Origin of the sequence: Halobacillus salinus (assembly GCF_004684905.1) — a bacterium.
Taxonomy (GTDB): domain Bacteria; phylum Bacillota; class Bacilli; order Bacillales; family Halobacillaceae; genus Halobacillus; species Halobacillus salinus.
The window spans coordinates 996,661-1,022,126 of record NZ_SRJC01000001.1; the positions used below are offsets into that span (position 1 = coordinate 996,661).

26 protein-coding genes and 1 pseudogene are annotated in these 25,466 nt (G+C 42.0%); 23 read left to right on the top strand and 4 right to left on the bottom strand.

The genetic code is table 11. The features are described from left to right. Positions 1 to 174: 174 nt before the first annotated feature. The 5 genes and pseudogenes from E4663_RS05455 (at position 175) to E4663_RS05470 (ending at position 3,219) form a co-directional block, all read left to right on the top strand. Positions 175 to 1,191 carry a MerR family transcriptional regulator gene (locus E4663_RS05455; RefSeq protein WP_158290428.1) on the top strand — a complete coding sequence of 339 codons (1,017 nt, stop codon included), beginning with the start codon at positions 175 to 177 and terminating at the stop codon, positions 1,189 to 1,191. A gap of 59 nt (positions 1,192 to 1,250) precedes the next feature. Next, positions 1,251 to 1,484, top strand: coding sequence for a hypothetical protein (locus tag E4663_RS05460; protein WP_079479866.1), 234 nt, complete (start codon positions 1,251 to 1,253; stop codon positions 1,482 to 1,484). Positions 1,485 to 1,612: 128 nt separating this feature from the next. Then, positions 1,613 to 2,161, top strand: a pseudogene (locus E4663_RS20120) (GNAT family N-acetyltransferase); the annotation flags it as partial. 42 nt (positions 2,162 to 2,203) lie between these two features. Further along, a complete protein-coding gene (locus tag E4663_RS20125) occupies positions 2,204 to 2,665 on the top strand; it encodes a GNAT family N-acetyltransferase (protein ID WP_277752107.1) in 462 nt (153 codons plus the stop codon). Positions 2,666 to 2,667: 2 nt separating this feature from the next. Then, positions 2,668 to 3,219 carry a histidine phosphatase family protein gene (locus E4663_RS05470; RefSeq protein WP_135327570.1) on the top strand — a complete coding sequence of 184 codons (552 nt, stop codon included), beginning with the start codon at positions 2,668 to 2,670 and terminating at the stop codon, positions 3,217 to 3,219. 44 nt (positions 3,220 to 3,263) lie between these two features. Here the strand turns inward: E4663_RS05470 and E4663_RS05475 are convergent, their stop codons facing one another. Both E4663_RS05475 and sppA read right to left on the bottom strand, forming a co-directional pair. After that, positions 3,264 to 3,773 carry an RDD family protein gene (locus tag E4663_RS05475; RefSeq protein ID WP_241657113.1) on the bottom strand — a complete coding sequence of 170 codons (510 nt, stop codon included), beginning with the start codon at positions 3,771 to 3,773 and terminating at the stop codon, positions 3,264 to 3,266. An 11-nt stretch (positions 3,774 to 3,784) separates the two neighbouring features. Next, positions 3,785 to 4,777: a signal peptide peptidase SppA gene (gene sppA, locus E4663_RS05480; protein ID WP_135326904.1), complete on the bottom strand. Its 993-nt coding sequence runs from the start codon at positions 4,775 to 4,777 to the stop codon at positions 3,785 to 3,787. Between the two features lie 206 nt (positions 4,778 to 4,983). On the opposite strand from sppA, the gene E4663_RS05485 reads away from it, so the two are divergent. From E4663_RS05485 to E4663_RS05515, 7 genes are all read left to right on the top strand, one after another. Continuing rightward, on the top strand, positions 4,984 to 5,643 hold the full coding sequence (locus E4663_RS05485) for an HAD family hydrolase (protein ID WP_079479869.1): 660 nt from the start codon (positions 4,984 to 4,986) through the stop codon (positions 5,641 to 5,643). After that, complete coding sequence (locus E4663_RS05490) at positions 5,640 to 5,879, top strand: hypothetical protein (RefSeq protein WP_135326905.1); 240 nt, start codon at positions 5,640 to 5,642, stop codon at positions 5,877 to 5,879. Before E4663_RS05485 ends, E4663_RS05490 begins: the two co-directional genes overlap by 4 nt. A 284-nt stretch (positions 5,880 to 6,163) precedes the next feature. Further along, positions 6,164 to 7,819, top strand: coding sequence for a peptide ABC transporter substrate-binding protein (locus E4663_RS05495; protein ID WP_135326906.1), 1,656 nt, complete (start codon positions 6,164 to 6,166; stop codon positions 7,817 to 7,819). Positions 7,820 to 7,935: 116 nt separating this feature from the next. Next, positions 7,936 to 9,672 carry a M3 family metallopeptidase gene (locus E4663_RS05500; protein ID WP_135326907.1) on the top strand — a complete coding sequence of 579 codons (1,737 nt, stop codon included), beginning with the start codon at positions 7,936 to 7,938 and terminating at the stop codon, positions 9,670 to 9,672. Continuing rightward, a complete protein-coding gene (locus tag E4663_RS05505) occupies positions 9,673 to 10,149 on the top strand; it encodes a tetratricopeptide repeat protein (protein ID WP_135326908.1) in 477 nt (158 codons plus the stop codon). Between the two features lie 62 nt (positions 10,150 to 10,211). Beyond that, positions 10,212 to 11,324 (top strand): NAD(P)/FAD-dependent oxidoreductase, encoded by a 1,113-nt coding sequence (locus E4663_RS05510; protein ID WP_135326909.1) that lies wholly within the window; start codon positions 10,212 to 10,214, stop codon positions 11,322 to 11,324. A 102-nt stretch (positions 11,325 to 11,426) separates the two neighbouring features. Next, on the top strand, positions 11,427 to 12,017 hold the full coding sequence (locus E4663_RS05515) for a hypothetical protein (protein WP_135326910.1): 591 nt from the start codon (positions 11,427 to 11,429) through the stop codon (positions 12,015 to 12,017). A 24-nt stretch (positions 12,018 to 12,041) separates the two neighbouring features. Here the strand turns inward: E4663_RS05515 and E4663_RS05520 are convergent, their stop codons facing one another. Then, positions 12,042 to 13,481, bottom strand: coding sequence for a DHA2 family efflux MFS transporter permease subunit (locus tag E4663_RS05520; protein WP_079479876.1), 1,440 nt, complete (start codon positions 13,479 to 13,481; stop codon positions 12,042 to 12,044). Between the two features lie 655 nt (positions 13,482 to 14,136). Here E4663_RS05520 and E4663_RS05525 point away from each other — a divergent pair. Next, positions 14,137 to 15,174 carry a dipeptidase gene (locus E4663_RS05525; RefSeq protein ID WP_135326911.1) on the top strand — a complete coding sequence of 346 codons (1,038 nt, stop codon included), beginning with the start codon at positions 14,137 to 14,139 and terminating at the stop codon, positions 15,172 to 15,174. Positions 15,175 to 15,210: 36 nt separating this feature from the next. On the opposite strand, the gene E4663_RS05530 is transcribed toward E4663_RS05525, so the two are convergent. Further along, positions 15,211 to 16,128 carry an aldo/keto reductase gene (locus tag E4663_RS05530; protein WP_135326912.1) on the bottom strand — a complete coding sequence of 306 codons (918 nt, stop codon included), beginning with the start codon at positions 16,126 to 16,128 and terminating at the stop codon, positions 15,211 to 15,213. 101 nt (positions 16,129 to 16,229) lie between these two features. Here E4663_RS05530 and E4663_RS05535 point away from each other — a divergent pair, with 101 nt between their 5' ends. The 10 genes from E4663_RS05535 to E4663_RS05580 all read left to right on the top strand — a co-directional run bounded on the left by E4663_RS05535 (position 16,230) and on the right by E4663_RS05580 (position 25,440). Beyond that, a complete protein-coding gene (locus E4663_RS05535; RefSeq protein ID WP_135326913.1) occupies positions 16,230 to 16,775 on the top strand; it encodes an NUDIX domain-containing protein in 546 nt (181 codons plus the stop codon). Beyond that, positions 16,751 to 17,935 carry an endonuclease Q family protein gene (locus tag E4663_RS05540; RefSeq protein ID WP_241657114.1) on the top strand — a complete coding sequence of 395 codons (1,185 nt, stop codon included), beginning with the start codon at positions 16,751 to 16,753 and terminating at the stop codon, positions 17,933 to 17,935. Before E4663_RS05535 ends, E4663_RS05540 begins: the two co-directional genes overlap by 25 nt. Before the next feature lie 204 nt (positions 17,936 to 18,139). Beyond that, positions 18,140 to 18,778, top strand: coding sequence for a stage II sporulation protein M (gene spoIIM / locus E4663_RS05545; protein WP_079479881.1), 639 nt, complete (start codon positions 18,140 to 18,142; stop codon positions 18,776 to 18,778). A 129-nt stretch (positions 18,779 to 18,907) separates the two neighbouring features. Further along, positions 18,908 to 19,381 (top strand): ferric iron uptake transcriptional regulator, encoded by a 474-nt coding sequence (gene fur / locus E4663_RS05550; RefSeq protein WP_079479882.1) that lies wholly within the window; start codon positions 18,908 to 18,910, stop codon positions 19,379 to 19,381. 214 nt (positions 19,382 to 19,595) lie between these two features. Continuing rightward, complete coding sequence (locus E4663_RS05555) at positions 19,596 to 19,814, top strand: YqzK family protein (RefSeq protein ID WP_079479883.1); 219 nt, start codon at positions 19,596 to 19,598, stop codon at positions 19,812 to 19,814. Between the two features lie 7 nt (positions 19,815 to 19,821). Further along, the gene (xerD, locus tag E4663_RS05560; RefSeq protein ID WP_135327573.1) at positions 19,822 to 20,709 is read left to right on the top strand and encodes a site-specific tyrosine recombinase XerD; all 888 of its coding nucleotides are present in this window, start codon (positions 19,822 to 19,824) and stop codon (positions 20,707 to 20,709) included. 101 nt (positions 20,710 to 20,810) lie between these two features. Next, positions 20,811 to 21,989: a phosphopentomutase gene (deoB, locus tag E4663_RS05565; RefSeq protein ID WP_135326914.1), complete on the top strand. Its 1,179-nt coding sequence runs from the start codon at positions 20,811 to 20,813 to the stop codon at positions 21,987 to 21,989. Positions 21,990 to 22,002: 13 nt separating this feature from the next. Further along, positions 22,003 to 22,824: a purine-nucleoside phosphorylase gene (locus E4663_RS05570; protein WP_135326915.1), complete on the top strand. Its 822-nt coding sequence runs from the start codon at positions 22,003 to 22,005 to the stop codon at positions 22,822 to 22,824. A 20-nt stretch (positions 22,825 to 22,844) separates the two neighbouring features. Then, a complete protein-coding gene (locus tag E4663_RS05575) occupies positions 22,845 to 24,146 on the top strand; it encodes a pyrimidine-nucleoside phosphorylase (protein ID WP_079479886.1) in 1,302 nt (433 codons plus the stop codon). Between the two features lie 127 nt (positions 24,147 to 24,273). Next, positions 24,274 to 25,440, top strand: coding sequence for a D-alanyl-D-alanine carboxypeptidase family protein (locus E4663_RS05580; protein ID WP_079479887.1), 1,167 nt, complete (start codon positions 24,274 to 24,276; stop codon positions 25,438 to 25,440). Positions 25,441 to 25,466 lie beyond the last annotated feature (26 nt).

A 25,466-nucleotide genomic window follows, 5' to 3' on the forward strand; every position in this document is an offset into this window, starting at 1 on the left:
AGGAACGTGAATATGTATGGTGAATCTATGAATTGGTGTTGGTTTAGTGTTTATAGTCATATTTTTGATTGCTGTTGCAGGGACTTTCAAAAGATAAATGACAAAAAGATGATTAGAGCCTTTACCTTTACGTAGCGTCAACCTTTATGATGAAGCTATGAAGGAGGAATGAACTTGCATATCAAACAAGTTGCCCAGAAACTACATACGACGTCACGAACAATTCGATATTATGAAGAAAAGGGACTTATTAAACCCGAGAAGTCACACAATGATTACCGTATCTTCAGAGAAGAACAAATTCAGTTACTACAAACCATCCTTTCATTGAGGGAAATCGGTATGTCTACGAACCAAATAAAAAATACGATGGAGAACGGTCAAGAGTTGGATCATCATTTGAATCACCAAAGGTCAATCTTGTACTCAGACCTACTCGAGCTTAAGGATATGATTGGAGCACTGGATGAGATGATAGCTTCTCCATCTGGAGATCTCTTTGAGAAGGCTAAATTTCTAAAAGAACTAAAAGAGAAAAGGCAGGCGTGGACCGACCGTTGGAGTTTTGATCAGCAAGCGGTGACGTATAACGTCGACCTGAAAAAAGAAGGGTATGCATTTAATGTCCATGAAGGATATGATGAAGCATTAGAAAGAGCTTATCAGCTGATTGATGCAAGTGTTGGAGAGACGGGTGTCGATATAGGGATAGGAACTGGAAACCTTGGTTCTCGTTTCCTGGAAAAAGGATCTCGAATAATTGGTATCGATCAGTCGGATGAGATGTTAGCCATATGTAAAAGTCATTATCCAGAGATTGACACAAGACACGGACATTTCTTACGGCTACCTGTTATGGATCACTCGGCAGACTTCATTACAACAAGCTACGCGCTGCACCACGTAGAAGAACAGGATAAAATCCTTGCCCTTGAAGAAATGAATCGAATTCTGAAACCATTCGGACGATTGGTAATTGCTGACCTCATGTTTGATGATGACGAAGAGCGAGCGAGAGTATTACAAGCATTTAAAAACCAAGGAAACGAAAATGCTATCGAAGCGATCGAAGATGAATATTACGCAGACCGTTCCAGGTTAGTCTCAAACCTTGAAAATCTAGGCTTTCAAGTTGATTGTAATAAAATCAATGATATACTTCACATTGTTTTTGCTGAGAAAAAGGGATGAGATTGCCTATATTTACATATACTTAGGTGCAAAGTATATGTAAAAGGCGGTTATGCATCATGCCAATTGGAAATTGGTTCGACCAAACACAATGGGAACTGTTATTTTCAACAGATGATTTAAACGACTACTATGGTCGTTTAGGCACTTTGAAAAATGAGGGAATTGAAGTGAAAACAAAAACGCTCAGCTCCGGAAGTGCGCATGGTGGAGGGGCTTCTATCGCGTGTATTTATCAAGTCTTTGTGAGAAAACCTATACTTCACCAAGCATCAGAAGCTCTTGAGATGTAAAGCAGTCCTTAAGCGGGACTGCTTCTTTTATCGACAAATTTGTATAAAATTCCTAATATTCTATTGAATTCTCCGTCGAAGTATTGTTTGATAGTAATTATCACCAGATAGAGAAAGAAGGGATAGCTTTGCATCACATGTTACGCGAAGTGAAACGGGAATTGCATACGGACCGACTTCTGCTGCGCGCACCACAACCTGGCGACGGCAAGCAAGTGAATAAAGCAATACAATCATCGATCCATGAATTGAGTCAATGGCTGCCATTCGCCTATCAAAATCCTAGTGTAGAGGATACGGAAATAAACACAAGAAAAGCTGCTGCTCAGTTTTTGTCTAGAGAGAACCTTCGTTACCTCATGTTCTCAAAGAAAAACGGTGAATTTATTGGTTCAACAGGGTTTCATAATATCGACTGGGATATTCCGAAGCTGGAAATAGGCTATTGGATTGATACTAGGTACAGTGGGAAGGGATATATGTTGGAAGCTGTAAAAGCACTGACCGACTATGCACTAACAGACCTTGAGATGGCACGTGTGGAAATTCAATGCGACCGCGACAACAGTAGAAGCCGGGCTATTCCAGAGAAGTTGGAATACCGACTTGAAGGAACGATAGTCAATGATGACCGTTCGGTGGACGGCGGCATGTTAACAGATACGTGTGTTTACGCGAGAATTAATCCAGGGTTAGAGCCAGGTGTTGAGAAGGAAATCATGGAGAATGAAGAAATAAATCAGCACATTTTGAAAGAGTTTTTCAATAATAACTGGGGTTCCCCTCAAATGGTCCTTTCAAGTGGAAGCTTTCAGTGTGATAGACTGCCGGGGTACACGATCGTTATGGACGGAAGTATTCTTGGATGCGTCACGTTTGTGGCGGATGAGCAGTTTGAAATTATCTCCCTGAATAGTGTGAAGGAAGGAGCTGGAATAGGCACCGAGTTAATGGATCAAGCAGAATCGTACGCGAGGTCCTTAGGTTACAAGGAAGTTAAATTGACTACGACAAATGACAACTTGAAAGCGGTCCGTTTTTATCAGAACAGAGGTTTTCGTGTTACGGATATTCGAAAAGACGCCGTGATAGAAGCCCGGAAAAGGAAACCGGGGATTCCTGAATATAATGAAAGAGGAATTCCGATCCAGGATGAATGGATCCTTGTGAAAGAGTTATGATCATAACGAAGTTGTATATTGTGCGTCACGCACACTCTACTTACACCACTGAAGAGAGGACAAGACCACTTTCGAAGGAGGGTAGAGCTGATGCGAATGCACTCTGTGAAAAGCTGAGTATGTACCCAATAGACATCATCGTTTCCAGTCCTTATCAACGTGCTGTGGAAACGGTAAAGCCCTTGGCCGATTATTTACATAAGCAGGTCCATACAATGGAAGGATGGAAAGAGAGAACATTAGTGGAAGGAGGAGCGGCGGATTTTCAAAAAGCGATTGAAGCAGTATGGGAAGATGAGTCCTTCTCATGGCCGGGCGGAGAATCAAATGTCGAGGCAAGAGACAGGGGTGTTCAAGCTCTAAATCAGTTACTTGAGAAATACAATGGAAAACATGTTGTAGTAGGGACACACGGTAATATCATGACACTAATTATGGGTGCCTTCGATACAAATTATGACGTTAATTTCTGGCGAGGACTTAGGATGCCAGATGTTTACACATTGACCTTTGAAGATAAAGAGCTTGCCCGTGTTGAAAGAATCGATTTATAAAACTAATTGTTAGAGGCGCCGGCTGAATGCTGGCGCCCTTTCTTTTATTCCTCTATGGATTGATGGAGCGTTTTGAACTTCTCTTTCATGACAGAAGTATCAGCGAAGTAATCGTGGATGCCTTGATGGCGCTTGGTGAAGGCAATGACGATATACGGCAGACCTCCGATTGCCATACTAATGTAGCGGCCTATGCATTCTCGGAAAATAATTTGCCCGTTTGTAAGAGAATCGCCATTGAGTGACTCCACGGAAAGCCCGAAAATCATTTTACCTAAAGTTGCTTTGAAGTACTTAGTCATGAGAACAAAGTACAGGAAGAAAACCAACGTGGTAAGTAAATTGTTGACGCTGAAGAAATCGATCCACAGTTTCGCACCTTCTAGACCGCTCAACCGGATGAGTGGACGAGTGACAATGGAATTGACTCCCCAAAGTACGATAAGGTCGATCATATAGGCGAAAAATCGGATCCAAAAACCTGCAAAGAGTAATTGCTGAAGGGCTTCCTTCTGTCTTTTTGATATACTCATGGTCTGATCTGTAAGTTCCAAAAGAATCCCTCCTATTCATACATATACATAAGGGTCGGTCCTTGACGCTTATGAATAAGTTCTTCTACAAGCTGAATGTCACTGTTAGGCATGAAACTCTTCGCAAAAGGTAAATAAGAGAAGAAATCTCCGACACTGTTACGGTATTCGAATACTTGTGGGTTGCCGCCTACTTGTTCTTTCAAAGCTTCCAAAGCATCATCCGTAAAGCCTATTTCATCCACCAAGCCGTTATCGACAGCCTGACTTCCTGAATAAATACGTCCGTCTGCAAGCTCGCGTACTTCACTTTCAGACATGTCTCTGCCTTCGACGATGATATTGACGAATTGTTGGTACGATTCATCTACTAGACCTTGAATAATCTCCCTCTCAGCATCTGACATTGGCTTTGTGGGACTTAGGATATCTTTGAATTCACCACTGGTAAATGTATTCCACTTAACGCCATACTCATTAGCCAACTCCTGATAATTGATGCTCTGAATAATAACACCAAGCGATCCTGTCAGTGTTTCCTTTGATGCAAAAATACGATCAGCAGGAGCAGAGATATAATATCCACCAGAAGCGGCAGTTCCACCCATGGAGACATATATTGTTTTTCCAGTCTCTTTTATTTCTTTCAGCTGTTCATGGATTTGAGCGCTCTCATACACTCCTCCCCCTGGGGAGTTCACATATAAGAGAACTGCTTTGATAGAAGAGTCCTCCTTGATGGCTTCAAGCTTCTTGATCATTAACTCATGCTGATAACCACCGCTGTTGAATGGATTCGATCCGGATGTCGGAGAGCTGACAATCGGACCTTCAATGTTGACTCTGGCAATCCGGTTGGACTGGGAGCCGTTCTCTACTATTTTTTCCTCCGGCGCTTGGTTAGAAGCGAACACGGAGGTGGAATCATCCATTTGGCTGCCGAAAAACGTTCCGACTATGCTGAAGAAGATACCTATAACGAGTACAGCAGCTGCAATAAGACTTGCGGCAATTCGTTTGTTCATCTTTTTTACCCCTTTCTATGCCTGTCATCTGTATGTACCAGGCTACTTCTGTTTATACGTTTAACATACTTGTTAGGTTTCGCGTTAATTCCTATTTTAGCAGAGAGTAAGGAAGACAGATGAAGTGTGAATTTAAAGAATGTTCTAAAAAATACTTTCTTCTACCATGATTTTGGATTAAACTAACAGAAACTGGAGGTGAGAGTATGGAAGCCGTTATATTTGATCTGGATGGTACATTACTCGATCGTGATGCGACACTACGAAGGTTTCTTACTGATCAATACGACCGTCATTTTTCACACATAGATGAGAAGGAATGCTTTGTGGAGTTGTTCATGGAGCTTGACCAAGGTGGGTATGTATCGAAATCAGAAGTATATGATACATTACAAAGAAAATTCGATTGGCTGCAGAATGCAAAACTGTTGTTGAATGAGTACAAGACTGGTTTAAAGCATTATTGTGTTGCTTATGATGGTGTACATAAGATGTTAGACGGGTTGTATGGTCGATACAAGTTAGCGGTTTTAACAAATGGTACCTCGGAAATGCAAAGCGCGCATATCCGGGCATTAGGAATAGAAGCCTACTTCGATTGTATTCTCATTTCTGAAACAGAAGGCATGAAAAAACCAGAACCAGATCTGTTCAGCCGGGCAAGTAATCGTTTAGAAGTCCCATTTCAAAAGTGTGTCTTCGTAGGTGATCATCCCGAAAACGACATTGCCGGTGCACAGAATGTAGGCATGAAGGGTTACTGGAAGGTGAATGACCGATATTCTTGTGCTTTTGCAGATGAATACATAACCCACTTCAATCATCTTGTTTTTACCCTTCAAGCAGAAGAGCGGATGACAGGATGATTAGAATAGTCAATAAATTATCTGTGTTCACGCTCTTTATAGCTGTTTTATTCGCACTCATCCAAGTGACCACCAACATATCTGCTTTCTTCTATGTGTTTTTATTTCTCTCGCTATATATGATTCTAAATGGGATTACTCTCTATACCGAGAAGTCCAAATCAATAGAACCAATTCTGTTTCTAGGTGTTGGTGGGTTGATCTTAGGGATTACACTAAGCAGAGTCATTGTTTAATAAGTTGAGATTTCCACGTCTATTGCAGGGGGGATTGAGAACTGGTTAAAAAGAATCAAATAAATGGAATTAATTTCTCTATCAACCAATCTGAATTATTTATACTGTTTTATCTGTATGAAACTATGAATAATAAGTTGTGAAAACGCATTCTTGGAAGGTTTATTTACCTAATTTTTCTGTTTAATCAGATTTGACTGACTTTTGTTAAAAATTATTCAACTATGTATAATGACATTCGTGTGCTTGTCACAAACATACAAAAACACCTAGGAGGTTATTTTTTGAGACACACGAAATGGTTAATACTTAGTTTACTGCTTCTCGCAAGCACGCTTCTCACAGCGTGTTATGGAGGTGGATCAGAAGAAACAGATGCCACTGAAGGCACTGATAAGGAAATGAAGCAAGAAATCCAATTGGTAGAAACAGCAGAGATACCGTCCATGGACTCTTCTCTGACTATAGATGCAATCGCCTCACAGTGGCTAGGCTCAACGAAAGATGGTCTATATCGTCTCGGAAATGACGGTCAGCCGGAGCCAGGTATGGCAAAAGAACATACGGTGAGTGAAGATGGATTGACTTGGACATTCAATCTTCGTGAGGGAGCAAAGTGGTCGAATGGTGATGAAGTCACAGCTGATGATTTCGTATTTGCCTGGAGACGCGCCGTTGACCCAGAAACAGGTTCAGAGTATGGTCCTTATATGATGAATGGAGTTATCAAAAACGCCGAAGCTGTATCAAAAGGGGATATGAAAGTAGATCAGCTAGGTGTCCGTGCTGTTGATGATTATACGTTCGAAGTAGTATTGGAGAAGCCGACTCCGTATTTCTTATCGATGACGGCATTCGGTACATTTCTTCCGTTAAATCAGGCTTTTGTTGAGGAGCAGGGTGACAAATATGCTCTTGATGCAAAGAATCTTCTTTCAAACGGTCCTTTCGTCATGACTGAATGGGATCATGGTGCTGGCTGGACAGTTGAGAAGAACGAGGATTATTGGGATGCAGAGAATGTGAAGTTGGATGAGATCTCAGTAAAAGTCGTAAAAGACGTAGCCTCTGCCGTGAACCTGTACCAGACAGATGCCGTGGATACGGTGAACTTATCTTCTGAATTCGTCGATGAATATCGCTCTTCGAGTGAGTTTAAAGTAGAGAAAGCCCCAACTACTTTCTTCCTTAAGATGAACCAAGAAAACAAAGTTCTATCCAACTTGAAAGCACGTAAAGCGATCCAACGAGTGATCGATCGTGAAAGCATGGTGGATGTCATTCTGAATAATGGATCAGTCGTTGCGGATGGTATTATGCCGAGTGACTTTGTAGAACATCCTGAAACGGGTGAAGATTTTACGGAATTGAATGCAGATCTTGTTGAAACAAATGTAGATGAAGCACAAGAGCTATGGAAAGAAGCAAAGCAGGAGCTTGGAATCGAAACAGCTGAACTGAGATTCTTAGGTGGAGACACAGAAGTTTCGAAAAACCTTGATGCTTACTTAAAAGCTCAGCTTGAACAGCTGGAAGGCTTGACTGTTAAACTAGAAAGCGTACCATTCAAGGTCCGTCTAGAGCGTGATACGAATATGAACTATGATTTGCAGAACTATGGTTGGGGTCCAGATTATATTGATCCGAACACATTCTTGAACCTGTGGGTGACAGGTGGTGGAAACAATAAGACTGGATACGCTAGTGAAGAGTACGATTCCTTGATCAGCCAAGCTGCAAATGAACTAGCTCAAAAACCTGGCGAGCGATTCGATGCTTTCCTTAAAGCAGAACAGCTGTTGATCAAAGAAGATGCCGTTTTGGCACCTCTCTATCAACGTGCTCATGCACAGCTTTGGAAGCCTTACGTCAAGAACGTAACGCCTAATGCAATGGGACCTGATTATACGTTCAAATATGCTTACATTGAGAATGAATAAATGCAGAAAAGCTTGAGTCTAACCAAAGACTCAAGCTTTTTTGTTTTCTATTACAAGTATAAAAGGGAATAAGTACCACTTTGTCGAAAAAAGTAGAAGGGAGGTTGAGTGCGAAGATGAAGTACAAAATAGAAACCATAAAATTAACTTCCTTTACAAGACATGCAGATGAAGTTAAAGATAGGATAGCTGTTGCGATCACTAAGTTTGAAGAAGAAGGTGTTTCAGCAGGAAATTGTATGGAAACGTTTAATGTATGCTCTGATTTGAGAATGGAAGTCAATCAGCTTTCATCGATTACTTCTTGGGTGCGTATCCAAGGAAAGCACAACCGCTTACCTGCATTCCGTTCTGTTTCAACGGAAGTAATAGAAGAATACAACCGGATGGAGCTTACTTTAAAACGCAAGTTAGCATGCCTTGAAGAATACGAATTCAATGAAGTTTTGAAGGCTGAAGGAATGTCAGATTATATCCTTTTAACAGAAGAGTGGAGAAGAAGTAATGGAGCAGCAAAGGAAGAGGAAGATTTATTGAATGACTTACAAGTCGACGGACTGAAAGCTTGGGGAGATTTCTATCATACATATATCAGCAAACTAAGCGTACCGTTTCATGAAAAACGAATGTCTGTAGGGCAGGTGTTGCAGCTCCGCTCTGATCCATGTGAGAAGATCAGGAGAGAATCATTCTATGCTTTAGAGAATCTCTGGAAAGAAGAAGGAGACGTAATCAACCGGATACTTAACCATTCTATCGGTTTTGCGGTGAAACAAAGCAAAAGGTTAGACGGGATGAATCATTATCAAGCATCTCTTAGAAACAATCATGTAAAAGACAATAGTGTTCAAGCTATGTGGGAGAGAGTGGACGCTTACCAGCCAGTATTTCAGGCCTACTTAAATGCCAAGGCAGAGTGGATGGGAAAGTCACGGCTAGCAGCGTATGACTTTTGGGCACCACTTTCTATTGGAAAATCTACTTTTACATATGATGAAGCAGTATCATTCATCCTCATCCAATTTGGAAAGGTCAGTCAAGAACTAAAAGCGTTTGCAGAAGATGCTATAGAAAAAGGATGGATTGATGCAGAAAATCGTCCATCTAAATCGTTCGCTGCTTCCTGCATACATTTTCCAAAGACAAGAGAATCAAGGGTTAACCTTAGTTTTGACGGAAGCTTCACGAATATATTAACGCTTGCTCATGAGCTCGGACATGCTTTTCATAATGAACAATTAAATGGGGAGCAGGGACTGCATCAGACACCTCCACTGCCTTTGGCTGAGACGAGTTCCATATTTGCTGAACTTGCTGTGTTGGAAGGGGCCATGCAGGAATGGACTGATCCTAAAGACAGACTCTTTCTACTGGATGAGAAACTCAAACGAAGTGTGATGAACTTCATGAACATACGCTCAAGGTTTGTTTTTGAACGAGCTTTTGAAGAGGAGAGGGAGAGAGGGTTTATAGAGATTGATAAGACCGACTCTATTATGAGGCAAGCTTGGGAAGCATCCTATCAGGGCTCGTTGGTCGACCCTCCATCACGGTTTTGGGCCCTGGTCCCCCATTTCTATATGACAAATTCACCTTATTATAATTACCCCTATACAATGGGATATCTCATATCTCTTGCTTGTATAGCAAAGGGAAAACAAGAAGAAGAGGGGGCTGGGATAGATTTTCGACTTCTACTCAAAAATTCCGGAAAAGACACAATCGAGAATTTAGTTCGTAGGTATTTCGAAGAAGACATAGCTACTTCCGACTTTTGGGAGAAAGGGTTAGAAGAATGTGCAGAAGATGTCCGTGAATTCACTTATCTGGTGAACCTATTAGGAGAGAATTAAATGATAGAAATAAAGGATATAGAAGAGCTAAAAAGAGCAGGCAAGTATCACAAATTAATAGAAAAACTAAAAGAAGCATTGTTTCATCAGACAGAACGAGAAAAAGGAGATCTCTATCACCACTTGGCACAGTGCCATGACGCGCTCGGATATGAGGAAGAGGCGGTCAGATATTATCGACAAGCATTGGATTGTGGAGTAAGAGAAGAATTGAAGAAAGATACATATGTTTGTTTAGCAAGTAGTTATCATGTGCTGGGACTACACGAAAGAGCACTGGATACCGCGAACAAAGGCTTGAGGGAGTTCCCTACATATAGTCCATTATCCATATTCAAGTCGTTAATATTGTTTTCAAATAAAAAAGAAGGAGATGCTTTGAAAACAGTGCTTCAAGATCTCTTAAGTACAACGAGTGATCCGGATGTAAAAAAATATGAACGTGCACTTCTCTACTATTCGAATCAACTGACGTAACTATTGTTACCTCAAGATTCTCCGTGTACAATCAACAGTATCAATTAGAGAAGGTGTGAAGTATGAAACAAGTCATTATTATCGGTGCAGGCATTCTAGGTGCCTCAACAGCCTATCATTTAGCTAAAGACGGGGTTTCCGTAACGGTTGTCGATCGCAATGAGAAAGGACAAGCAACGAAAGCAGGGGCTGGAATCGTTTGTCCATGGCTGACGAACCGAAGCAATAAAGCCTGGTACCAACTGGTGCTACAAGGGGCTCGGTACTACCCGGGGCTGATTGAAGCGTTAGAAGCAGATGGTGAGAAGGAGACCGGATATCGGCGCGTCGGTGCAATAAATATTTTTGATACGGATGAAAAATTAGCTAAGAAGTATGACTTGGCATGGAAGAGGAGAGAAGAAGCACCCGAGATGGGGGATATAACGAAACTATCACCAAGTGAAACGAAAGAGATGTTCCCGGTTTTGGATGATTCCTATCGTGCTTTACATATAAGTGGCGGAGCCCGGGTAAATGGTGGAGCATTGAATCGAGCGTTATTGAATGCTGCTAGACGCTACGGAGCAAATGTGATTCATGGAGATGCTTCCTTGTATGAAGAGAATCAAACAGTAAAAGGTGTTCGAGTAAAAGACCAAGTACTCCCATGTGATGAAGTGGTGGTGGCAAACGGTGCCTGGTCTAAAGAACTGTTTCAACAAGTTGGAATCAAAGTAAAAACAACCTTCGAAAAAGCCCAAATTGTCCACGTCAGCCTTCCACAATACAATACTGAAGAGTGGCCTGTGCTGCTTCCTCCGTATGGTCACTATCAATTAGGATTCGATGGTGGTCGAGTCGTGATTGGTGCGACAAAAGAGAAGGGGACTGGCTTTGACACAAGGGTGACGGCAGGAGCGATTCACGAATTATTTGAGAAGGCCCTCACCGTTTCACCTGGCCTAAGAGAGGCGACTTACCTTGAAACGAAAGTGGGGTTCCGACCCTTCACTAAAGGTTCTATCCCGGCAATCGGTCGAATACCAGAGCATCCTAATGTAATTCTTGCAAATGGCCTTGGTGCATCTGGACTGACAAGCGGCCCGTTTATCGGATCAGAAGTTTCGAAGATTGTTCAAGGGATAGAGCCTATTATTAGACTGGAGGACTTTTCTGTAGATCGGGTATTTTAGTAAACGTGCATTAGTACTCTCCGTTGAGGCTACTTGTTCACCCAATACATGGTTTTTCAATTTTAGTCTCCATCGTAATAAACAAGAGAGGGGGAAGACATCTTGGTATATATTGTGCTTGGTTCCGTATGTATCATAGTACTGATTGTTTTGGTAGCTGCTGATAAACTGGCGACTTTCTCAGCGATGATGAGCAGTTTCACATCAAGAACATATAAGAGGCTTATGGTAATATTGTCTATTGCTACTGTTGCCTTTCTATCATATGGAATTTACTACGAACTTACTTATCAGCCTCCTTTCTTGGATATTTCAGTGGACGGGGAACCTTACACAGTGTTTGGTGACATTGGCGAGTTAGGATACTATTCTGAGACGTTAGTGTATAAGGGAGAGCAATTGGACATGAACTTCGTATCTTGGGATAAGGTCGATCTTAGTCGAGCAGAACTTATTATCGAGTACCCGTCTGGGGAAGAACAAACCCGAGATTTGAAGGGAGCTGCTATCGACTTATCTACTATTACAGTCAGAGGGGACGTTGATCCAATTCAATCTGTTTATCGTATGGAACCAATCACATTCATTGAAGAAGGAGGCATCACCGTCACTGTATTGGACAGTGATGAGGTGATAGGAGATTTCCACTTAGAAGTGAAAAGACGTGAAAACGCTCAGGAAAGCGAATCCTGAGCGTTTATTTATTCCTATTAAGTTCTATGCTTCTTTCAGCTGTTTGTCCTCGACCGTTTCCTCTGGGGTATCTTCTTCTGGTGGTGATGTCTTTTTAACAAAACCAGCTAAAATCAACCCGATTAGAGAGAGTCCTGCTACGACCATGAATGCGATATTGACTCCATGTATCCCAGGGTACTCGATTGCAGGAGAGCTCTTAGCACTTTCTTCAGTGGTGGTCATAACCGTGACAAGAATCGCTGTACCTACAGAAGCCGCGACCATTCTCATCGTGTTGCTCATCGCTGCTCCATGTGGAATCAACTTTTTCGGTAATTGATTCAACCCTGCCGTTGTAACAGGCATCATGACCATGGAGAGGCCGAACATCCTTATTGCATACAAAATAGTAATGGTCCAAAATGTAGTTTCTATCGTCAGAAAGGAGAACGCAACCGAAGCTCCGGTGATGATGGACAATCCGATGATTCCGAGTAACCTAGCTCCGATTCGGTCGAAAATTCTACCTGTGATCGGAGACATGAAGGCAACGATGACTGCCCCAGGTAATAGAGCTAAACCTGATTCATAAGCACTGAATTCACGCATATTCTGCATATATAAAGGAACAAGCGTCTCTGCACCTATTAACCCAAGAAAGGCTATCATGGCAATGACAGTCGTGATGGCGAAAATCGGATATTTGAAAACCCTGAACTCAAGCATCGGATGGCTCATTCTCAATTGCCGCATAATGAAGGCAGTAAGCGCCACAGCTCCTAGAACGAGCGTGCCGATCGTAAACAAACTTCCCCAGCCGATATTACCAGCTAATGTGAACCCGTATAAAAGACTTCCGAAGCCTATAGAAGAAAGGACGATTGAGATCGGATCTACTTTTGGATTCGATAGTTCCGTTACGTTTTTTAGTACAAAGTAAGCAAGGGCAATAATCATCAGTCCGAGAGGAAGAACAATCCAGAATAACAATCGCCATGAATAATTAGAAGTCACATATCCAGAAAGTGCAGGACCTATCGCAGGTGCGAAGGAGATGACAAGACCGATATAACCCATAGCAGCACCGCGCTTATTGACTGGGAAAATCATGAGAAACACAGTCTGCATTAAGGGGAGCATCACCCCTGCACCCGCTGATTGGACTACTCTCCCGAGCAGTAGAAATCCGAAGTTCTGAGCCAATCCCCCCATCACCGTACCCAAAGTGAACACGCTCATTGCTGCAATGAACAATTGACGTGTTGTGAATTTCTCTATCAGAAAGGCACTAACAGGGATCATTACGCCGTTGACAAGCATAAAAACGGTAGTGAGCCACTGAGCGCTATTGGCAGAAATATTCATTTCCTCCATTATAGGTGGAATGGCAGTAATCATTAATGTCTGGTTCAATATAGTGATAAAAGAACCTGCGAGTAATAGAGCAGACATAAGGACTTTATTATAGCTCGATTGCGTCATGAATTTTGTCCTCCAATCGTATGTATATCAATCAATTTTATCATTATACGCTGATTCGATCCGAAGAATCAACAGATTTATTTCGTATTACGAAAAAAATAAAGTAGACCATATTATGATTATGTAAACAAAAATGATGAAAAACGACAAATAAACCTAACCTCACATTAGCTAGGTTTATTTATATGGCCGGTTCATTTATGGGTAGTCCATTATTCATCATGACCTGACTAGGCACTCTTCTTAACGACAGAATCCTTGCTGATCCCTTTCAACAAAATCATCTTATCCTGACTTGTCAGTTTACACCAAATACCTGCTTGGATTTTCATTCTTCACGCCTCCTAAAAAGGTTTGATGAACAGGCCATGACGAAAGGACGATATTCTTCTGTGCTTATATAGCATATACCGTCTTTTCATGATGGGTAAACATCTTTTGTTCAGCATGAATCGTGGCAAATTGCACACATAATGAAAATTACCTACTAATCTGTCGAATCGTTGTGCAAGAGTCTTTTGGCAGGGTATAAATAGCACGTAACCTGTCGTGTGATGTCGAAATATTTTCCACTAAAATGTAAAAACAAAACACGGTATAATGATATTAATCACCAAATGCAAGGTGAAAACGATCAAATTGGAGGAAAAAGTAGATGTATAAATGGATTGATGGACATAATGACACCATTTTACGAGTAGATTCCGTTGAGGCCTTCCTGGACGGCAATGATCAAACGCACATCGATCTTCCAAGAGCTAAGGAAGCTTCCCTCGGAGCAGGGTTCTTTGCGATGTTCAGTCAAGGGCTTGAGGGAATGCCGGATTTTTCAGAACACAAGACGGACAAGGGATATAAGTTTCCGCTGCCCGATCCGCTTCCCTTAGAGAGAAGTCAGGCCATTACGAATCGACTATTATCTAAAATTATTGAGGTCGAAAAGCATTCTAAAGGCTATTTCACACGGGTTAAAACAACTGTGGAACTAGAAGAGTGTCTGACCGAGGAGCGGTTTGGTGCTATTGTACATATGGAGGGAGCGGAGTCGGTCGACCGAGATCTCCACTCGTTAGATGTTTATTATGAAGCAGGGTTGAGGTCGCTTGGACTTGTTTGGAGTCGAAAAAATGATTTTGCAACAGGTGTCCCTTATCATTTTCCATCGACGCCAGATATAGGAGAAGGACTCTCAGAAGCAGGCAAAGCTCTTGTTAGAAAGTGTAACGAGTTAGGGATTATGATTGATGTCTCCCATTTAAATGAGAAGGGTTTTTGGGACGTCGTTGAACTTTCTGAAGCTCCCATTGTAGCGACACATTCTAATGTCCACCGACTATGCCAAAGTTCGAGGAATCTGACAGATAATCAAATCGATGCAATAGGTCGCTCCAATGGAGTGATAGGCGTATCTTATGTGGTTAACATGCTGAGGGAAGATGGAGCGATGGATGCTGATATTCCTCTTACCACGATAACGAAACATATCCATTATATTATAGACCGGATCGGTGTCGATCACGTGGCACTAGGATCGGATTTCGACGGAGCGACTGTACCTGAATCTATCCGTGATGTTACTGGCGTACCAGGTTTGGTGGATCGGCTCAGGGAAGAAGGCTTGTCGGAAGAGGATTTAAAGCAGGTTTTGTATAAAAATTGGATTCGAGTGTTAGAAGACACTTGGAAGCAATAAGGAAAGTCTCCCTTCTATGGAAGGGAGACTTCTTTTTTAGCGGTGTTTATCATATTGAATGTCTTGTGTCAGTGTTTGTAACTGTTCATATATCTCATCATTGAGTTCTGCTGCTTCTAAAAAGGATAGGTTGTCTTCTAATTGTCTCATGGAACTTGCTCCAAAGACAGCCGTTGCAACAGCAGGATGGTGGAGCACATACTGGAGGGCCATGGCAGTTGGTGTGCGGTCATTCTTTAGATCCTGCCATTTTCTGGCGATATTTAAAATTTCTTCGTAAGAGTAAGTGAGGTAACCATCGTCCGCTTTCTTACCCGCTACATCGACTCCGTTAGAAGATAGGATGCCCTTGCCGAGTGGCCCTCGAGCCAACACGCTGATATTATTTTCATGAAGTAGATCGAGTACCTCTTCTTCAGGTCGTCGGTCAAGTGCGCTATATTGACTCATGACACTTACAATATTGGATTTTTTCACATATTCGCGAATCACGTTCGGTCGTATGGAAGAGATACCGTATTCTCGAATCAACCCTTCTTTTTTGAGATCCTCGAATGCTTCGATTGATTCGTCCATCGGATCGTCAATAGTCCCACCGTGCAATTGATAGAGGTCAATGTAGTCTGTTCCCAGGCGGGCAAGACTTTCTTTGACGCCTTCCTTTATATGTTCCTTGGAAGGATCCCATGTCCAGCCTTCTTGACCAGCTGTGAAGTTGTTTCCTACCTTCGTTCCAATGACTAGATCTTCCCTGCGACCGCTAATAGCTTCTCCGACGATTTCTTCATTTCTACCAAAATCATAAAGATCTGCCGTATCCAAATAGTTGATTCCAGCATCTAGCGCTCGGTCGATAATCGATTTCGCCTTTTCTTTATCTGTTCCTAAGGACATACACCCCAAACTTATCTCGGATATATATAGATCTGATTTCCCTAACTGTCTTTTGTTCATACAACCATCCTTTCTTCATTAAGCATAACGAATCGTTCATTGATTCATCCACTCCTATGGTAAAATGATGATAGAAATTGTAGGAGAGAGGATGACAGGAATTGAAAAAATTCGAAGAAAAAACGTACGAAAAAGAAACGATTTATCAAGGGAAGATTGTTCGCCTTGAGGTCGATAGTGTTACTTTACCCGATGGGAACACCTCTAAACGAGAGCTTATTAAACACCCTGGGGCAGTTGCTGTCATTGCGCTCACAGATGAAGGGAAACTTGTTGTTGTAGAGCAGTACCGGAAACCGATGGAGAAAAGTATGGTTGAAATACCAGCTGGAAAGCTTGAACCAGGTGAATCACCTGAAGTATGTGCATTACGAGAGCTGGAAGAGGAAACAGGTTATACAACGCAGAAACTTGAAAAGATAACTTCCTTCTACACTTCTCCTGGATTCGCTGATGAGATCGTTCACCTCTATTTCACAGATCAGTTGCATCGATTAGAAGAGAGCCCAGCTGGTGATGAAGATGAATTCGTTGAACTGATGGAGTTGAGCTTAGAAGAAGCGGAAGAAATGGAAAAAGAAGAACGGATCCATGACGCGAAAACGGCTTATGCTCTCTTATTTTGGAAGCTTCGTGGACAGAAGTGAAGTCCTATTTTGCAGACTTACATATCCACGTAGGTAGGGATAGGGAAGGGCGCCCGGTGAAGATTACCGGGGCCAGGTCGCTGACACTAACAAATATTGTGAAAGAAGCAAGCCGTACAAAAGGCTTAGACCTTGTCGGAGTCATTGATGCCCAGTCCCCTGCCGTCATCAAGGAAATAAAATCCTTGCTAGCAAGTGGGGAAGCTATGGAACAGGACGATGGCGGAATTGTATATGAGAATACTTTATTAGTGTTGGGATCAGAAATCGAAATATATGATGCTTTGTGTAAAGGTCCTATTCATGTGCTCTGCTATTTTCCATACTTGAAGGATATGGAGAAGTTTAGTGACTGGCTTTCTAAGAAGATGAAGAATGTAAGCTTGAGCACACAGAGATTCTACGGAACAGGTCTTGAGCTTCAGGAGTACGTAAACCAGAACAAAGGGTTGTTTGTACCGGCACACATCTTCACACCCTTTAAGAGTATGTATGGAAAAGGTGTCAAAAGATCTCTTGAGGAAGTGTTTGATCCACGCATGATCGACGCTGTAGAACTAGGATTGAGTGCGGACACAGCTATGGCTGATAAGATCTTAGAGCTTGAACGTTACACGTATTTGACGAATTCAGATGCGCATTCTCTAGGTAATCTCGCGAGGGAATATCAAAAAGTCAGAATGGAGAAGCCTTCGTTTCTGGAACTGAGTAAGGTGATGCGTGAGGAACAAGGAAGAGGGGTGCTGGCGAACTACGGTCTTGATCCGAGAATGGGCAAATATCACAAGACCGTTTGTGCGTACTGTCTTCAAGCTGTTTCGTTGGGAGAGGCAACATGTCCATATTGTCATTCGAAGAAAATTGTAAAGGGCGTTTACGATAGGATAGAAGAACTGAAATCTGCCAGTAAAGAGAATAGAGCTCGACCTGCGTACATTCACCAAGTGCTTTTATCCTCTATCCCTGGTATCGGTAAAAAAACATACCAACGCTTAATTGATCGATTCGGTTCAGAGATGAATGTTGTCCATCAAGCCTCGACAGTAGAATTGGAAGCTTTCATGCCGGCAAAGTCCTTGGAAATTCTGAATAGGATGAGGGCAGGTCGGCTGTCGGTAAAAGCAGGAGGTGGAGGTAAGTACGGATCCATAGATATTTAAGATCCTTTTAGCTGCTTCTCGGTTCATCCATTAAGAAGTCATGAGAAGTCAACACATTCTTTCTAGTCTCTTAAACAGTGTCATCCTTTCTATTAGTTCAACCCTCTAATAGGTAATCCTTCTGAAATGAGAGAAGACTGGTCTATTTTTTTAGTTTTTCTCATAGAGTGGTGATAGACCTGTTAGAAGAAAGGGTGGGGAAGAATGCCGCAAGGAGTAAATTTAGCTAAAAGGGATATGCAGAGCCACATGAACATTTTCGTGTTCATTTTTGTCCTCTTTATTATGGGAATGATATTCGGAGCTGTGATTGTTAACAGCATGAACTTTGTACAGAAACAGGACCTATTCTTTTACTTAAAACAATTTTTCGAGCAGTCTGTCAATACAGAAGGTGTCAGTAAGGCTACACTATGGAAAGATAGTATGCTATACCATACCAAGTACATGCTGCTTCTTTTTTTGCTTGGGATATCAGTGATCGGGATGCCGATCATTACTGTCTTGCTATTCATCAAAGGGTTGGTTGTAGGTTTTTCTGTCGGGTTTTTGGTCAATCAGATGGGGTGGTACGGCCTTTTCATTTCATCTGCGTCCATTGCTCCACAAAACGTTATTATTATTCCGGTTTACTTACTGGCAGGCTCGCTCGCTTTAATATTTTCCCTGACACTATGTAAGCAGTTATTTGTGAAAAGAGTACACCAACCAATACTGCAAGGGCTCGTGAGGTACAGTCTCATGTTTGGCGTATTGTTACTTATTCTGATGATTTCTTCGACTATCGAAGTATTTTTCTCTAATACAATGCTTGAATATGTGTTACGATGGATATATAAATAAAGAAATAGTGATAATCATTTTCAAGTTGTAATGATTATTACCTCGCAAATTAGAATTATTATAATTTGACACTCGTTTTGTCTCTGATTATAATGAAAAAAGTATTAGAGGCGAGGGAGGGACGATTCATTGGAACATCGTATAGACAAAATTAAAAAGCAACTCCATTCTCAGAGTTATAAGTTAACCCCGCAACGGGAAGCAACGGTACGAGTTTTGTTAGAGAACGAGACCGATCATTTGAGTGCTGAAGATGTGTACCTCCTCGTAAAAGAGAAAGCGCCTGAAATTGGTTTGGCTACCGTTTATCGTACATTAGAATTGTTATCCGAATTAAAAGTTGTTGACAAAATCAATTTTGGTGACGGCGTATCTCGCTATGACCTGCGTAAAGAAGGTGCGGAACACTTTCACCATCACCTAGTATGCATAGAATGCGGATCAGTAGAAGAAATCGAAGAAGATCTACTCGGAGACGTTGAAAAAATCGTTGAAAATCAATGGGGATTTGAAGTGAAAGACCACCGCCTAACCTTCCATGGTATTTGTAAGGTTTGTCAAAAGCAAGCAGTGGCGGCCACATCAACAAAACAATCATCTTAAGTGCTAATAGGCCGCTATGATATACATAGTGGCTTTTTTAATTTCTATTCTATAACTTTGCCGGTTTGAAATTCCATTAGGTAAAACAATGAAAGGGATTTACAAACGAATATAAATCGTGTACGTTTAACGTAGAAGGCAGGTTTTATGTATAGATGGACCTGTTTTGGGCATATCCTTTTACAAGAAGAAAGATGTAAAAGGAGGCCGTTGTATGAGTTCAATACGCGCTCATTTACAGGATGTTACGAAAGTCATCATCGTATTCACGATATGCACCTGCATTTTTTATGCCGCTCTGCGGGTAGTACATCATGAGTACGAACGACAACATCGCTACGATCCGCCAAAAGGTACAGCTGTTAAGGTCTATCAACCAGTTGAACTGGACTGGACGGAAAGGCTGTCGATGTTTTTCCAACTGGGGGAGTAGAATGACAATGAATGACGCTTTGCAAGATTTCTTTCATTATCTTACGGTTGAGAGAGGACTATCTCCTAATACGATTCAATCGTATTCACGAGATTTAACCCAGTATCAAACTTTTTTACAAAAAGAGATTGAGCTGACGGATTGGGATTCTGTCAGTAGAACACATATTATGAAGTTTATGTATTCTTTGAATGATAAGGGTCGATCAACCGCAACAATTGCTCGTTTACTGTCTTCTGTTCGTCTTTTCCATCAGTTTCTTATTCGCGAGAAAGTAACCAGTCAAGACCCGAGTCTACATATAGAGACTCCTAAAAAAGAGCGAAAGCTTCCCAAAGTACTGTCTTCTGAAGAGGTGGACAAGCTGCTGAGTATCTCTGCAAAAGATCCACTGACTTCAAGGAACAAAGCGATGCTTGAAATGCTCTATGCTACTGGTTTGCGGGTAAGTGAACTGGTTTCTCTGAAGATGGGGGACCTGCATTTATCTATGGGGTTCGTGCGCTGTTTAGGAAAGGGATCCAAAGAGCGGATCATCCCACTTGGAGATATGGCGAAAGAAGCACTGCAGTATTATCTGGATTACGGGCGATCACAGCTTGTGAAACAGAAAGCAACAGATGAATTATTTGTGAACCATCACGGGAATCGACTGTCCCGGCAAGGTTTTTGGAAGATACTGAAAGCGGTTGCTCGTGATGTAGGTATTTCCAAAGAACTCACACCGCATACGTTGAGGCACTCCTTCGCCACTCATTTATTGGAGAACGGAGCTGACTTACGTGCTGTACAAGAGATGCTCGGTCACGCCGATATCTCCACAACCCAGATTTACACACAAGTAAGTAAAACACGATTAAAAGATGTTTATCGCTCGTTCCATCCACGAGCATAAGCACTTTTTTATGTTTCTAGTTGTCTGACATCCTACAACTAGTCAATTAAGCGTAATTTTTCGCTGATTTGGGAAATTAACACTTAGGAGGGATCGTCTAAATGAAACCATTTAAGCGAGTATTTTTAATTGTAATGGATTCTGTAGGGATAGGTGAAGCACCTGATGCAGAACAATTTAATGACAAAGGGGCCGATACGCTCGGACATATTGCTGACCATATGAATGGACTTAATATGCCGAACATGGGTGCTCTAGGTTTAAGTAATATTCGAGCGATCAAGGGTATTGAACCTGCCGATCAACCGAAGGCTCACTTTACTACGATGAGAGAAGCTTCTAACGGGAAGGATACCATGACTGGTCACTGGGAAATCATGGGTCTATACATCGACCAGCCATTCCAAACGTTTCCTGAAGGGTTCCCTGACGAACTGCTTGATCAGATCAAAGAAAAAACAGGACGTGGGATTGTTGGAAACAAGCCTGCTTCAGGAACGGAAATCATTAAGGATTATGGCGAGCACCACATGGAGACAGGCGACTTGATCATTTACACTTCAGCGGATTCTGTCTTGCAAATTGCCGCCCACGAGGAAGTTATTCCTCCTGAGGAATTATATGAAATTTGTGAGTTCTGCCGTGAAATCACACGTGATGAAAAGTATATGGTTGGTCGTGTTATCGCGCGCCCATTCATTGGCAAACCTGGCGAGTTCGAACGTACGTCGAATCGTCACGATTATGCGTTGAAACCTTTCGGACGTACTGTGATGAATGAACTGGCAGATGAAGATTATGATGTAATTGCACTAGGCAAAATCTCTGACATTTATGACGGAGAAGGCGTAACAGAAGCGATCCGTACTAAAGATAATATGGATGGTATGGACAAGTTAGTTGAATCAATGGACCAAGATTTCAATGGATTGAATTTCTTGAATTTGGTTGACTTTGATGCGAAATACGGACACCGTAGAGATCCCCAAGGTTATGGAGAAGCGCTTGAAGCATATGATGAGCGGCTTCCTGAGGTACTAGATAAATTGCAAGATGATGACTTGTTAATTATTACTGCTGACCATGGTAATGATCCGGTCCATCATGGAACAGATCATACAAGAGAACTAGTTCCGTTGGTCGTTTATCATAAAGGAATTGAAGCAGGAACAGAGCTTGATCAACGCCAGACTTTTGCAGACATCGGTGCAACGATTTCTGAGAATTTCTCTATCAAGAATCCTGAACATGGTAAGAGTTTCCTAAAAGACATTAAATAAGAGGTGAGAGGATATGTATCAATTTCATGTAACGGAAGCAGCTGACTTTATCCAGAAACAAATGAATATAGAGCCGACTGTAGGCTTGATATTAGGATCAGGTCTAGGGGTATTGGCAGATGAAATAAAGAATCCAACGACTATTGTTTACAGTGACATACCCCATTTTCCTGAATCCACAGTATCCGGACATAAAGGACAACTTGTTATCGGAGAACTCGAAGGTAGACAAGTGATTGCTATGCAAGGTCGTTTCCACTACTACGAAGGCTATAAGATGGAGCAAGTTACATTCCCTGTTCGCGTTATGAAGCAGCTTGGGGTTGAAACACTCTTCGTGACCAATGCAGCGGGTGGTATTAATGAATCTTTCGAACCTGGTAACTTGATGGTCATTACTGATCATATTAACAATATGGGCGATAGTCCGCTGATCGGACCAAATGACGATAATCTTGGACCACGTTTTCCAGATATGTCAGAGGCTTATGATCGTGCGCTTGTTGAACATGCAAAGGCAAGTGCTAAGCGCTTAGATTTGCACGTTCAAGAAGGAGTGTATGTAGGTAATACTGGACCAGCTTATGAGACAGCTGCTGAAATCCGTATGCTTCGTACCCTTGGTGGAGACGCAGTCGGTATGTCTACTGTTCCGGAAGTCATGGTAGCAAACCACGCTGGAATCAGGGTATTAGGAATCTCTTGTATCTCTAATATGGCAGCCGGTATTTTGGACCAGCCTTTGACGCACGACGAAGTCATCGAAACAACAGCACAAGTTCGTGAGGATTTCCTCGGCTTTGTAAAAGAACTTCTTAAGACACTTCCAGCATAAATACGTAAAGGGTGATAGACATGAGAATGTACGACATTATAGTAAAGAAAAGAGACGGTGGAGAGTTAACGAAGGAAGAAATCGAATTTTTTGTAGATGGCTATACAAAAGGTGATATTCCGGATTATCAAGCATCTGCTCTGACAATGGCGATCTATTTCCAAGGTATGACACCTGAGGAAACGGCTACTTTGACTCAAGCTATGGTAGATTCCGGGGAGACGATTGACTTGTCTGCTATCCATGGTAAAAAGGTAGATAAGCATTCAACTGGAGGAGTTGGCGATAAAGTCACTTTCATCGTGGGACCTCTTGTTGCTTCTGTTGGTGTACCTGTTGCCAAAATGTCTGGCCGCGGACTAGGCCATACAGGAGGAACGCTTGATAAGCTGGAATCCATTAAAGGTCTTGAAATTGAAATGACGAAAGAAAAATTCATCGAAAATGTCAATACTCATAAACTTGCGGTAGCTGGTCAGACTGGAAATTTAGCTCCAGCCGATAAGAAGCTGTATGCTCTACGTGATGTAACAGGGACAGTTGATTCTCTTCCGCTGATCGCAGGTTCAATCATGAGTAAGAAACTGGCTTCTGGTGCGGACAGCATCGTGCTTGACGTGAAAACAGGTTCTGGAGCGTTCATGAAGACTTTGGAGGATTCCGAGAATTTAGCTCGTGAGATGGTCAATATCGGAAATAACCTCGGACGTAATACGGTAGCGGTTATTAGTGATATGAACCAACCTCTTGGTTATGAGGTCGGGAATGCCAATGAAATTCGCGAAGCAGCGGAAATTTTACAAGGTAAGAACGTAGAAGACTTGCGTAAACTTTCCCTTGAAATTGCTTCTCATATGGCTGTACTTGCTGAAGTGTTCTCAAGTTACGAAGAAGCCTATAGCGCACTGGAAGCAAATATTGAAAACGGTAAAGCGTTCCAGTCATTGCGCACACTGATTGAAGCTCAAGGTGGAGATGTGTCTATGATCGATGATTTAGATAAACTACCTCAAGCGAAATACGACATTGAAGTGAAAGCAGATAAAGACGGATTCGTTTCTGAGATTGATGCGGAGTCCATCGGAATTGCTGCTATGTACCTTGGTGCAGGGCGTGCTACGAAAGAGGACCAAATCAATCACGGCGTTGGAATTACGTTGAATAAGAAAATTGGTGATGAAGTGAAGGCTGGCGAAGCGCTTGTCATTTTACACAGTGATGAAGAGGCTGCCCAGGCTTCTGTAGATAAAGTTATGGAAGCTTACACAATTTCCGGTGAACGAGTTGAAAAACCAACACTGATCCACAATATCATCAAGTAACGTATAAATCCCCTGAAGTCATAGACTTCAGGGGATTTTTTTGGAGAATTACTTCCGCCATTTTTTGCATAATTGTTCAGCTGATGGGAAAAATAGGTGCACTTACAGTTAATTGGAGGTATTATCAATGCAAAAATGCATTCGTGTGCTCATTATGGTCAGTTTGCTAATAAGCGTTTTCCCTATTTCAGTGCTTGGACAGGAAAAAGGGGATCTCGTCGAGTCTTCCAAATCAGCGATCTTGTTGGAGAAGAATAGCGGGATGACACTATACGAAAAAGATGCAAGTGTCGAGCTTCCACCTGCCAGCATGACTAAGATCATGACATTATTGTTGATTATGGAAGAATTAGAGAAAGAGTCCATCAAGATGGATGAAATGATTAGGATCAGTGAACATGCCGCTTCTATGGGAGGATCACAGATATTCTTAGAAGCAGGAGAAGAGATGTCAGTGGAAGACTTATTGAAGGGTATTGCTGTTGCTTCTGGAAATGACGCAAGTGTTGCGATGGCAGAACGAATTGCAGGAACAGAGAAAGCCTTTGTGGAAATGATGAATAAGAAAGTGAAAGAGCTTGGTCTGAAGCATACACACTTTGAAAATCCGACGGGTCTACCGGCTGACGGTCATTATAGTACCGCTCATGATATGGCAGTTATGGCAAGAGAGTTGCTGCTTCATGACGAAGTTACCAAATTCACTACCATTTATGACGACTATTTGAGAAAAGGCCAAGAAAATGAATTTTGGCTCGTTAATACAAACAAATTGATCAAAACGTACCCCGGAATGGATGGATTGAAAACAGGCTTTACTAGAGAAGCCATGTACTGTCTTACAGCATCTGCTAAGCGAGAAGATTTGCATATGATAGCCGTTGTGATGGGGGCAGAGACTCCTAAGGAGAGAAATGCAGATGTCACAAGTCTTTTAGATTATGGTTTCAGCCAATATGAAGGAGTGAAGTTGCATTCGAAGGACGACCAACTTGCGACACTCCGTTCGACTAGAGGAGAACCACTTAACGTTGCTTTGTCTCCCGAGAAAGATGTAGTAGTCCTGAAGAAGAAGAATGAGAAAAAGGGCGAGTATGAAACGAGTGTAGAAGTAAGGAACACAGCAGATCTGCCGATTGAAAAAGGAAAGCATATGGGCTGGGTTAAAGTGACACGTGATGGACAGGAAGTTGCAAAAGTACGCCTTGAGACTTCAGAGAAAGTGAAAAGAGCAAGTTTCGCAAAACTATGGGAGCGATCTTGGAGAAATTTGACGAGCTTCCAAAGGTTTTAGGCTTTTTCCACTAGTATTGTTTTTAA

Excerpts from the sequence above, each read along its gene's own strand:
- E4663_RS05520 (WP_079479876.1), bottom strand. The coding sequence starts at position 13,481 with ATGACGCAATCGAGCTATAATAAAGTCCTTATGTCTGCTCTATTACTC.
- E4663_RS05500 (WP_135326907.1), top strand. The coding sequence starts at position 7,936 with ATGAAGTACAAAATAGAAACCATAAAATTAACTTCCTTTACAAGACAT.
- E4663_RS20125 (WP_277752107.1), top strand. The coding sequence starts at position 2,204 with ATGGAGAATGAAGAAATAAATCAGCACATTTTGAAAGAGTTTTTCAAT.
- xerD (WP_135327573.1), top strand. The coding sequence starts at position 19,822 with ATGAATGACGCTTTGCAAGATTTCTTTCATTATCTTACGGTTGAGAGA.
- E4663_RS05575 (WP_079479886.1), top strand. The coding sequence starts at position 22,845 with ATGAGAATGTACGACATTATAGTAAAGAAAAGAGACGGTGGAGAGTTA.
- E4663_RS05525 (WP_135326911.1), top strand. The coding sequence starts at position 14,137 with ATGTATAAATGGATTGATGGACATAATGACACCATTTTACGAGTAGAT.
- E4663_RS05485 (WP_079479869.1), top strand. The coding sequence starts at position 4,984 with ATGGAAGCCGTTATATTTGATCTGGATGGTACATTACTCGATCGTGAT.
- E4663_RS05530 (WP_135326912.1), bottom strand. The coding sequence starts at position 16,128 with ATGAACAAAAGACAGTTAGGGAAATCAGATCTATATATATCCGAGATA.
- E4663_RS05570 (WP_135326915.1), top strand. The coding sequence starts at position 22,003 with ATGTATCAATTTCATGTAACGGAAGCAGCTGACTTTATCCAGAAACAA.
- sppA (WP_135326904.1), bottom strand. The coding sequence starts at position 4,777 with ATGAACAAACGAATTGCCGCAAGTCTTATTGCAGCTGCTGTACTCGTT.
- E4663_RS05555 (WP_079479883.1), top strand. The coding sequence starts at position 19,596 with ATGAGTTCAATACGCGCTCATTTACAGGATGTTACGAAAGTCATCATC.
- E4663_RS05460 (WP_079479866.1), top strand. The coding sequence starts at position 1,251 with ATGCCAATTGGAAATTGGTTCGACCAAACACAATGGGAACTGTTATTT.
- E4663_RS05580 (WP_079479887.1), top strand. The coding sequence starts at position 24,274 with ATGCAAAAATGCATTCGTGTGCTCATTATGGTCAGTTTGCTAATAAGC.
- deoB (WP_135326914.1), top strand. The coding sequence starts at position 20,811 with ATGAAACCATTTAAGCGAGTATTTTTAATTGTAATGGATTCTGTAGGG.
- E4663_RS05490 (WP_135326905.1), top strand. The coding sequence starts at position 5,640 with ATGATTAGAATAGTCAATAAATTATCTGTGTTCACGCTCTTTATAGCT.
- E4663_RS05510 (WP_135326909.1), top strand. The coding sequence starts at position 10,212 with ATGAAACAAGTCATTATTATCGGTGCAGGCATTCTAGGTGCCTCAACA.
- E4663_RS05505 (WP_135326908.1), top strand. The coding sequence starts at position 9,673 with ATGATAGAAATAAAGGATATAGAAGAGCTAAAAAGAGCAGGCAAGTAT.
- spoIIM (WP_079479881.1), top strand. The coding sequence starts at position 18,140 with ATGCCGCAAGGAGTAAATTTAGCTAAAAGGGATATGCAGAGCCACATG.